This is a genomic window from Microbacterium hydrocarbonoxydans (assembly GCF_900105205.1).
Taxonomy (GTDB): domain Bacteria; phylum Actinomycetota; class Actinomycetes; order Actinomycetales; family Microbacteriaceae; genus Microbacterium; species Microbacterium hydrocarbonoxydans.
Genome location: NZ_FNSQ01000003.1, coordinates 1 through 9,870 on the forward strand (window position 1 = coordinate 1; position 9,870 = coordinate 9,870).

The 9,870-nt window shown below is 67.0% G+C and carries 6 protein-coding genes and 5 pseudogenes; 4 read left to right on the forward strand and 7 right to left on the reverse strand.

Features of this window, described 5'->3' with window-relative positions; all coding sequences use genetic code 11:
* Positions 1–504 precede the first annotated feature (504 nt).
* Both BLW44_RS00135 and BLW44_RS00140 read right to left on the reverse strand, forming a co-directional pair.
* A pseudogene (locus tag BLW44_RS00135) lies at positions 505–1,349 on the reverse strand (carbohydrate ABC transporter permease).
* A gap of 45 nt (positions 1,350–1,394) precedes the next feature.
* Positions 1,395–2,309 (reverse strand): annotated as a pseudogene (locus tag BLW44_RS00140) (carbohydrate ABC transporter permease).
* A 109-nt stretch (positions 2,310–2,418) separates the two neighbouring features.
* On the opposite strand from BLW44_RS00140, the gene BLW44_RS00145 reads away from it, so the two are divergent.
* Positions 2,419–3,366 (forward strand): LacI family DNA-binding transcriptional regulator, encoded by a 948-nt coding sequence (locus BLW44_RS00145; protein WP_254775092.1) that lies wholly within the window; start codon positions 2,419–2,421, stop codon positions 3,364–3,366.
* A gap of 107 nt (positions 3,367–3,473) precedes the next feature.
* Here BLW44_RS00145 and BLW44_RS18095 read toward each other — a convergent pair whose 3' ends face one another.
* The 4 genes from BLW44_RS18095 to BLW44_RS18110 all read right to left on the reverse strand — a co-directional run bounded on the left by BLW44_RS18095 (position 3,474) and on the right by BLW44_RS18110 (position 5,046).
* Positions 3,474–3,773: a hypothetical protein gene (locus tag BLW44_RS18095; protein ID WP_254775093.1), complete on the reverse strand. Its 300-nt coding sequence runs from the start codon at positions 3,771–3,773 to the stop codon at positions 3,474–3,476.
* A 105-nt stretch (positions 3,774–3,878) separates the two neighbouring features.
* On the reverse strand, positions 3,879–4,241 hold the full coding sequence (locus BLW44_RS18100) for an MFS transporter (RefSeq protein WP_254775094.1): 363 nt from the start codon (positions 4,239–4,241) through the stop codon (positions 3,879–3,881).
* Positions 4,217–4,927, reverse strand: a complete 711-nt coding sequence (locus tag BLW44_RS18105) for an MFS transporter (protein WP_254775095.1) — start codon at positions 4,925–4,927, stop codon at positions 4,217–4,219. Before BLW44_RS18105 ends, BLW44_RS18100 begins: the two co-directional genes overlap by 25 nt.
* Positions 4,873–5,046: a hypothetical protein gene (locus tag BLW44_RS18110; protein WP_254775096.1), complete on the reverse strand. Its 174-nt coding sequence runs from the start codon at positions 5,044–5,046 to the stop codon at positions 4,873–4,875. Before BLW44_RS18110 ends, BLW44_RS18105 begins: the two co-directional genes overlap by 55 nt.
* A 639-nt stretch (positions 5,047–5,685) precedes the next feature.
* On the opposite strand from BLW44_RS18110, the gene BLW44_RS00155 reads away from it, so the two are divergent.
* Positions 5,686–6,753 (forward strand): MFS transporter, encoded by a 1,068-nt coding sequence (locus tag BLW44_RS00155; protein ID WP_175473387.1) that lies wholly within the window; start codon positions 5,686–5,688, stop codon positions 6,751–6,753.
* 115 nt (positions 6,754–6,868) lie between these two features.
* Here BLW44_RS00155 and BLW44_RS18605 read toward each other — a convergent pair.
* Positions 6,869–7,855 (reverse strand): annotated as a pseudogene (locus BLW44_RS18605) (LacI family DNA-binding transcriptional regulator).
* A 160-nt stretch (positions 7,856–8,015) separates the two neighbouring features.
* Between BLW44_RS18605 and BLW44_RS00165 the strand changes: the two are divergent.
* Positions 8,016–8,933 (forward strand): annotated as a pseudogene (locus BLW44_RS00165) (carbohydrate ABC transporter permease).
* Positions 8,934–9,536: 603 nt separating this feature from the next.
* Positions 9,537–9,870: pseudogene (locus BLW44_RS17650) on the forward strand (hypothetical protein); the annotation flags it as partial.

Below are 9,870 nucleotides of genomic sequence, written 5' to 3' on the forward strand. Positions count from 1 at the left end.
CATGTCGAGGCGGTGTAGTCGTCCTCGAAGTCGGCGAAGCCGTACTGCGACAGGTCGACGAAGCGTCGTCAGGGCGAACTGCGGAAGGCGTAGTACTCGACTGCACGACGTCGGGTGCGCCGGAGCCGGCCTTGATGGCGTTCTGCAGTTTGGTGTACTCCTCGTTGTTGGTGCCGCGTTGACCACGTTCACCTTCACGTTCGGTACTCCTTCTCGAAGGCCTCGACCTGGCCTCGGCGGAGGGGGTCCAGGACCAGTACGTGATCTCGCCGCCCTTCTCCAGAGCGGCCTCGATCGAGTCGAACGATCCGTCGCCGGCAGCGCCGCGCCGGAGCCGGTGTCTCCGGTGCTGCAGCCGGCCAGCGCCAGTGCTGCCACGGTTCGGCCGCGAGCACCGTGAGGGTGCGCCGTGCGGCGGGTGAGGGAAGGTGCTTCATTGCTGTGTCCTTTCGGGGTGCGGTCCAGCGTCGGACCGACGGGCGGTGCGGAGGGGGATGCCGGGAACTACTGCTTGACGCTTCCGGCGGTGAGACCTGACTGCCAGAACCTCTGCAGCAGCAGGAAGGCGATGACGATCGGGATGATGGTGAGCAGCGACCCCATGATCACGAGGTTGTAGATCGGCTGCGATCCCGCGCCGATCGCCTGCGCGCTCCACTGGTTGAGCCCCACGGTGAGCGGGTACCAGTCGGGGTCGGACAGCATGATCAGCGGCAGGAAGTAGTTGTTCCAGGTGGCGACCACGGTGAACAGGGTGACCGTCACGATGCCGGGGGCGAGCAGCCGCATCGAGATCGTGAAGAACGTGCGGAACTCGCCGGCTCCGTCGATGCGTGCGGCCTCCAGCAGCTCGGTCGGCACGGACTCCGAGGCGAACACCCAGATCAGGTACAGACCGAACGGGCTGATCAGCGACGGGATGATCACGGCCCAGGGTGTATTGGTCAGCCCCAGCTCGCTGAAGAGCAGGAAGGTCGGCACGGCGAGCGCGGTGCGGGCACGGCCACCGCGCCGAGGACGACGGCGAACACCGCGCGGCGCCCGGGGAAGCGGTACTTCGCCAGGCCGTAGCCGGCCATCGTCGCCAGCAGTGTCGCGCCGCCGGCGCCCACCACCACGTAGAGCAGCGTGTTGCCGAGCCAGCGCAGGAAGATGCCGTCCTGGTACGAGAAGGTCTCGACGAGGTTGTCGATGAACGCGAAGTCGTCCGAGAACCAGAGACCGAAGGAGCTGAACAGGCCCGACTGGGTCTTGGTCGAGCTGAACAGCAGCCAGACCAGCGGCACGAGCGTGTACAGCGCGTACACGACCATCACGATCAGCAGGATCTTGGACTTGCGCGGATTCATCGGGTCGTGGCGCTTCTGCGAGGGGCGGGCGAGGGGAGTGCCATGTCAGCGCACCTCCGACTTCGAGCCGCGCAGTTGCACGACGTAGGCGATCACCGCGGTGATGACGCCCATGATGATGGCGATCGTGGCGGCGTAGTTGAACTGCTGACCTGCGAACGACAGGTTGTAGGCGTACATGTTCGGCGTGAAGTACGTCGTGATCACGTTCGGGGCCAGCGGGCGCAGGATGTTGGGCTCGTTGAAGAGCTGGAAGCTGCCGATGATCGAGAAGATCGTGGCGATCACGAGGGCACCGCGCACCGAGGGATCTTGATCGAGAAGATCGTGCGCCAGCCCCGGCGCCGTCGAGCGACGCCGCCTCGTACATGTCGGTGGGGATCGTCTTCAGCGAGGAGTAGAAGATCAGCATGTTGTAGCCGACGAACTGCCAGGTCACGATGTTGCCGATCGAGACGAGGATCCACTCGCGGCGAACGGGGTGATGAGGTCGCTGCCGAGGAAGTCGTTGAAGTTCGAGGTGAGACCGAACTGGTCGCCGTAGATGTATCCCCACATGAGCACCGCGACGACCGCGGGCACCGCGTACGGCAGGAAGATGAGGATCCGGAAGAAGGATGCTCCGCGCAGCCGGGCGCTGTCCAGCGCGAGCGCCGCGGCGAGGGCGAGGGCGAGCATGATCGGCACCTGGACGACGAGGAAGAGCACGACGCGGCCGAACGCCTCCCAGAACTGCGGGTCGGTGAGCGCGCGGACGTAGTTGTCGAACCCGACGAACGCGGTGCCGCCGATCAGCTTCTCCTGGAAGAAGCTGAGGTAGAGCGCGTAGGCGAGCGGTGTCAGGAACACCAGCGCGAAGACGACCATGAACGGGCCGACGAAGGCCCATCCTCTCCAGTCGCGCTTCTCGTGCCGGCGGATGCCGTGGTCCGCCAGGGCGGTGGAATCTTGAGTCGTCATCGACGAGAACCTTCTTAGAGATCGAGCGCTCACGGCGCCGTGTGTCAACGTCAACATATTCGATGCGCTGCTAGTGTGTCAACGTCAACACATGAATGGATGATTGATCGTGACTTCGGAACAGCCGGCAGAGCCGCCGCAGCGACGGCGTGACCCCTCGATGGAGGACGTCGCCCGCGAGGCCGGCGTCTCCGGGCAGACCGTCTCGCGGGTCGTGAACGCGCGGGGCTATGTCGGAGCGGCGACCAGAGAGCGCGTCGAGGTCGCCATGCAGCGTCTCGGCTACCGGCCGAACAGCGCGGCGCGAGCACTGCGCTCCGGGCGCTTCCGTGCGATCGGCGTCATCATGTTCTCCTTCAGCTCCTACGGCAACCAGCGCACGCTCGACGCGATCGCCGTGCGCGCCTCGCAGATGGGCTACGCCCTCACGCTCATCCCGGTCGAGTCGAGCGCCCGCGACACCGTCGCCGGGGCGTTCCGGCGACTCGAGGAGCATGCGGTCGACGGCATCATCATCGTGATCGAGGCGCATCAGCTCGACGAGGCCGAGGTCGAGATCCCCGACGGATTGCCCGTCGTGCTGGTCGACTCGAACCGCGGCGCGGCGCATCCGTTCGTCGACACGGATCAGGCCCAGGGAGCGCGACTCGCGACCGAGCATCTGCTCGACCTCGGACACGAGACGGTCTGGCACGTCGCGGGACCTGCGAAGTCGTACTCCGCCGAGCGACGACGCGAGTCGTGGCGGCTGACGCTCGAGTCGCGCGGACTCGCCGCACCCGAGCCGCTGCAGGGGGACTGGTCCGCCGAGTCCGGATACCGTGCGGGTCTCCGCCTCCGCGAGGACGACAGCGTGACCGCGGTGTTCGCCGCCAACGATCAGATGGCGATCGGGGTGGTGCGGGCCTTCCGCGAGGCTGGGAAGGACATCCCCGGGGACGTCAGCGTGGTCGGGTTCGACGGACTGCCGGATGCCGCGCAGCTGTGGCCGCCGCTGACCACGGTGCAGCAGCATCCCGAGCGGGTCGGAGCCCTGGCGGTCGATGTGCTGCTGTAGAGCTCGACGGCGGCGAGCGCGGTCAGACTCCGCTCGTGGGCACCGAGCTCATCGTGCGCGAGAGCACGGCGGCGCCGCGAGACGCCCGCTGACGGCGAGATGCGGGATCAGTCGCGGAGAGGGACCTCGTCGGTGTCCGTTCGCCGTCGCACCATGGACTCCGCCGGGATCCCTCGCGAGAACAGTATGGACAGCAGGCTGATGAGGATCAGACCGACGAAGGCGACCCGCAGCGAGGAGAGCTGCGACTCGCGGTAGATCTCTGCGAGCTCATCGGATTCCTCGTCCGTGAGGCCGGCTTCTGCCCCGAGCTGAGCGACATCCGCCGCGGGGATGACCGTGACGCCGCGGTCGGTCGCCGCACTGACGGTGGCCTGGACCTCGCTGGGCAGCTCGCTGACGGCCACCCCGAGGCGAAGGACGTCGAGAGAGCTCCGATCAGGATCGACCCGATGAGCGCCGTGCCGAGTGACGACCCCAGGTTCTGGAAGACGCCCTGCAGACCGCCAGCCTCACTCGTGTCCTTCTCCTTCACGCTCGACATGTTCACGTTGCCGAGCTGGGAGGCCAGAAGGCGAGGGCGCTGCCGGCGAAGAACATGCCGATCCGAAGAGCACGCTGCGAAGGTCCTCGGTGACGGCGCCCAGCAGGAGGATGGCGCTGAGGACGAGGATCCCCTGTCCGACGCGCACGATGCGGCGCGGCGACCACTTCCGGGACAGCGCGGTCCCGACGATCGAGAACAGGATCAGGGCGACCGACAGCGGGAAGATCCTGATACCCGTCTCGAGAGCATCGAATCCCAGAGTCATCTGCAGGTACACCGGCACCATGAAGAAGAGACCGGCTGTCACGGCGTACTGCGCTCCGAGCACAGCGAGTCGCTGCGCAGCGTCTTGATCGCGAAGAGGTCGGGCTGCATCAGAGGCGGTCGACCATCGCGCAGCAGCCGACGCTGCCACCCGATGAACAGCGTGATCAGGATGACGCCGAGTGCGATGCACCAGGTCGTCAGCGAGACGCCGAGCGGCGCTATCGGGACCCCGCCGATCTCCGGCGTGTTCAGGGGGACCACCCACCCCCAGGTCTTGCTCTGCAGCATGCCGAAGACGATCAGCACGAGGCCGGCCGACGACAGCAGGACGCTGCCGCTATCGAGTCGGATGTGCTGTCGCGGCGTCGAATCCGTGATGACTCTCGCGCAGAGCACGACCAGCAGCATGATCACGACCTCGGCGACGAAGACGAAGCGCCAGCTGGAGTAGGTCGTCACCGCACCGCCGATCAGCGGCCCCGCGGCGACCGCGGCACCGGAGACCGCGCCGATCACCGCGAACGCGGTGACGCGCTCGCGACCGCGGTAGTTGTCGGCGACGAGTGCGGCGATCGCGGGGATGACGAGCACGGCGCCCAACCCTTCGATGATCGACCATCCGAGGAACAGGAACCCCACCGTCGGGCTCAGCGCGGTGATCAACGACCCCGCGGCGTAGATGCACGAGCCGATCACGAAGGCGCGGCGGCGACCCCAGACGTCGCCGAGCTTCGCGCCGAAGAGCATGAACGCGGCATGGTCAAGGTGAAGAAGGTGATCGCGGCCTGCATCGCGGTGACCGACGTGTCGAGCTCGACCACGACGGTGGAGATCGACACGTTCATGACCGTGCCGTCGAGCACCATCACGAACTGGCGCGGCGCCGCAGGACAGGCGACGACCCGCCGCCCACATCTCGTCCGACGACACCGCGCTGCGGCCCGCGAGGGGCTGTCCGGGATCGCGACGCGCGCTGATGCGACGCCGCGAGCCGTGTCGGGTCGTGCAGAGCAAGAGAGCCTCGTCCGGCCGCTCCCTCGGCGCCGCGCAGTTCGTGACTGGTGCCGACGGCACGGCTCGATGCCAACGATGTCGATCTCCACCGTCGTCGGTCGAGCTCCGACACCGTCGGTCACCGCGATGCAGGCCGAGCGATCACCTTCTATCACCTTGCCATGCGCCGCGTTCACGCTCTCGGCGCGCGCTCGCCGACGTTCTGGGCGTCGCCGCCGCGCCAGTTCGTGATTCGCGGCTCGTGCATATCTACGCCGCGGCGCGTCGCCTTCGATCACGCGCGCTGCAGCCCCGATCGGTGGGGTTCTACGCTGCTTCCTCGGACCTGGCGCTCGTCGATGCATCGAAGGGTTGGGCGCCGTGCTCGTCATCCCCGCGATCGCCGCACTCGTCGCCGACAACTACCGCGGTCGCGAGCGCGTCACCGCGTTCGCGGTGATCGGCGCGGTCTCCGGTGCCGCGGTCGCCGCGGGCCGCTGATCGGCGGTGCGGTGACGACCTACTCCAGCTGGCGCTTCGTCTTCGTCGCCGAGGTCGTGATCATGCTGCTGGTCGTGCTCTGCGCGAGAGTCATCACGGATTCGACGCCGCGACAGCACATCCGACTCGATAGCGGCAGCGTCCTGCTGTCGTCGGCCGGCCTCGTGCTGATCGTCTTCGGCATGCTGCAGAGCAAGACCTGGGGGTGGGTGGTCCCCCTGAACACGCCGGAGATCGGCGGGGTCCCGATAGCGCCGCTCGGCGTCTCGCTGACGACCTGGTGCATCGCACTCGGCGTCATCCTGATCACGCTGTTCATCGGGTGGCAGCGTCGGCTGCTGCGCGATGGTCGACCGCCTCTGATGCAGCCCGACCTCTTCGCGATCAAGACGCTGCGCAGCGGACTCGCTGTGCTCGGAGCGCAGTACGCCGTGACAGCCGGTCTCTTCTTCATGGTGCCGGTGTACCTGCAGATGACTCTGGGATTCGATGCTCTCGAGACGGGTATCAGGATCTTCCCGCTGTCGGTCGCCCTGATCCTGTTCTCGATCGTCGGGACCGCGCTGTCCCGGAAGTGGTCGCCGCGCCGCATCGTGCGCGTCGGACAGGGGATCCTCGTCCTCAGCGCCATCCTCCTGCTGGGCGCCGTCACCGAGGACCTTCGCAGCGTGCTCTTCGGGATCGGCATGTTCTTCGCCGGCAGCGCCCTCGGCCTTCTGGCCTCCCAGCTCGGCAACGTGAACATGTCGAGCGTGAAGGAGAAGGACACGAGTGAGGCTGGCGGTCTGCAGGGCGTCTTCCAGAACCTGGGGTCGTCACTCGGCACGGCGCTCATCGGGTCGATCCTGATCGGAGCTCTCTCGACGTCCTTCGCCTCGGGGGTGGCCGTCAGCGAGCTGCCCAGCGAGGTCCAGGCCACCGTCAGTGCGGCGACCGACCGCGGCGTCACGGTCATCCCCGCGGCGGATGTCGCTCAGCTCGGGCAGAAGCCGGCCTCACGGACGAGGAATCCGATGAGCTCGCAGAGATCTACCGCGAGTCGCAGCTCTCCTCGCTGCGGGTCGCCTTCGTCGGTCTGATCCTCATCAGCCTGCTGTCCATACTGTCTCGCGAGGGATCCCGGCGGAGTCCATGGTGCGACGGCGAACGGACACCGACGAGGTCCCTCTCCGCGACTGATCCCGCATCTCGCCGTCAGCGGGCGTCTCGCGGCGCCGCCGTGCTCTCGCGCACGATGAGCTCGGTGCCCACGAGCGGAGTCTGACCGCGCTCGCCGCCGTCGAGCTCTACCAGCAGCACATCGACCGCCAGGGCTCCGACCCGCTCGGGATGCTGCTGCACCGTGGTCAGCGGCGGCCACAGCTGCGCGGCATCCGGCAGTCCGTCGAACCCGACCACGCTGACGTCCCCGGGATGTCCTTCCCAGCCTCGCGGAAGGCCCGCACCACCCCGATCGCCATCTGATCGTTGGCGGCGAACACCGCGGTCACGCTGTCGTCCTCGCGGAGGCGGAGACCCGCACGGTATCCGGACTCGGCGGACCAGTCCCCCTGCAGCGGCTCGGGTGCGGCGAGTCCGCGCGACTCGAGCGTCAGCCGCCACGACTCGCGTCGTCGCTCGGCGGAGTACGACTTCGCAGGTCCCGCGACGTGCCAGACCGTCTCGTGTCCGAGGTCGAGCAGATGCTCGGTCGCGAGTCGCGCTCCCTGGGCCTGATCCGTGTCGACGAACGGATGCGCCGCGCCGCGGTTCGAGTCGACCAGCACGACGGGCAATCCGTCGGGGATCTCGACCTCGGCCTCGTCGAGCTGATGCGCCTCGATCACGATGATGATGCCGTCGACCGCATGCTCCTCGAGTCGCCGGAACGCCCGGCGACGGTGTCGCGGGCGCTCGACTCGACCGGGATGAGCGTGAGGGCGTAGCCATCTGCGAGGCGCGCACGGCGATCGCGTCGAGCGTGCGCTGGTTGCCGTAGGAGCTGAAGGAGAACATGATGACGCCGATCGCACGGAAGCGCCCGGAGCGCAGTGCTCGCGCCGCGCTGTTCGGCCGGTAGCCGAGACGCTGCATGGCGACCTCGACGCGCTCTCTGGTCGCCGCTCCGACATAGCCCCGCGCGTTCACGACCCGCGAGACGGTCTGCCCGGAGACGCCGGCCTCGCGGGCGACGTCCTCCATCGAGGGGTCACGCCGTCGCTGCGGCGGCTCTGCCGGCTGTTCCGAAGTCACGATCAATCATCCATTCATGTGTTGACGTTGACACACTAGCAGCGCATCGAATATGTTGACGTTGACACACGGCGCCGTGAGCGCTCGATCTCTAAGAAGGTTCTCGTCGATGACGACTCAAGATTCCACCGCCCTGGCGGACCACGGCATCCGCCGGCACGAGAAGCGCGACTGGAGAGGATGGGCCTTCGTCGGCCGTTCATGGTCGTCTTCGCGCTGGTGTTCCTGACACCGCTCGCCTACGCGCTCTACCTCAGCTTCTTCCAGGAGAAGCTGATCGGCGGCACCGCGTTCGTCGGGTTCGACAACTACGTCCGCGCGCTCACCGACCCGCAGTTCTGGGAGGCGTTCGGCCGCGTCGTGCTCTTCCTCGTCGTCCAGGTGCCGATCATTGCTCGCCCTCGCCCTCGCCGCGGCGCTCGCGCTGGACAGCGCCCGGCTGCGCGCGGAGCATCCTTCTTCCGGATCCTCATCTTCCTGCCGTACGCGGTGCCCGCGGTCGTCGCGGTGCTCATGTGGGGATCATCTACGGCGACCAGTTCGGTCTCACCTCGAACTTCAACGACTTCCTCGGCAGCGACCTCATCACCCCGTTCGCCGCGAGTGGATCCTCGTCTCGATCGGCAACATCGTGACCTGGCAGTTCGTCGGCTACAACATGCTGATCTTCTACTCCTCGCTGAAGACGATCCCCACCGACATGTACGAGGCGGCGTCGCTCGACGGCGCCGGGGCCTGGCGCACGATCTTCTCGATCAAGATCCCCTCGGTGCGCGGTGCCCTCGTGATCGCCACGATCTTCTCGATCATCGGCAGCTTCCAGCTCTTCAACGAGCCCAACATCCTGCGCCCGCTGGCCCGAACGTGATCACGACGTACTTCACGCCGAACATGTACGCCTACAACCTGTCGTTCGCAGGTCAGCAGTTTCAACTACGCCGCCACGATCGCCATCATCATGGGCGTCATCACCGCGGTGATCGCCTACGTCGTGCAACTGCGCGGCTCGAAGTCGGAGGTGCGCTGACATGGCACTCCCCTCGCCCGCCCTCGGCAGAAGCGCCACGACCCGATGAATCCGCGCAAGTCCAAGATCCTGCTGATCGTGATGGTCGTGTACGCGCTGTACACGCTCGTGCCGCTGGTCTGGCTGCTGTTCAGCTCGACCAAGACCAGTCGGGCCTGTTCAGCTCCTTCGGTCTCTGGTTCTCGGACGACTTCGCGTTCATCGACACCTCGTCGAGACCTTCTCGTACCAGGACGGCATCTTCCTGCGCTGGCTCGGCAACACGCTGCTCTACGTGGTGGTGGGCGCCGGCGGCGCGACACTGCTGGCGACGATGGCCGGCTACGGCCTGGCGAAGTACGCTTCCCCGGGCGCCGCGCGGTGTTCGCCGTCGTCCTCGGCGCGGTGGCCGTGCCGCACCGCGCTCGCCGTGCCGACCTTCCTTGCTCTTCAGCGAGCTGGGGCTGACCAATACACCCTGGGCCGTGATCATCCCGTCGCTGATCAGCCCGTTCGGTCTGTACCTGATCTGGGTGTTCGCCTCGGAGTCCGTGCCGACCGAGCTGCTGGAGGGCCGCACGCATCGACGGAGCCGGCGAGTTCCGCACGTTCTTCACGATCTCGATGCGGCTGCTCGCCCCCGGCATCGTGACGGTCACCCTGTTCACCGTGGTCGCCACCTGGAACAACTACTTCCTGCCGCTGATCATGCTGTCCGACCCGACTGGTACCCGCTCACCGTGGGCTCAACCAGTGGAGCGCGCAGGCGATCGGCGCGGGATCGCAGCCGATCTACAACCTCGTGATCATGGGTCGCTGCTCACCATCATCCCGATCGTCATCGCCTTCCTGCTGCTGCAGAGGTTCTGGCAGTCAGGTCTCACCGCCGAAGCGTCAAGCAGTAGTTCCCGGCATCCCCCTCCGCACCGCCCGTCGGTCCGACGCTGGACCGCACCCC

Coding starts and splice junctions, on each gene's coding strand:
- BLW44_RS18110 (WP_254775096.1), bottom strand. CDS start 5,046: ATGGTGCTCGACGGCACGGTCATGAACGTGTCGATCTCCACCGTCGTG.
- BLW44_RS18105 (WP_254775095.1), bottom strand. CDS start 4,927: ATGCTCTTCGGCGCGAAGCTCGGCGACGTCTGGGGTCGCCGCCGCGCC.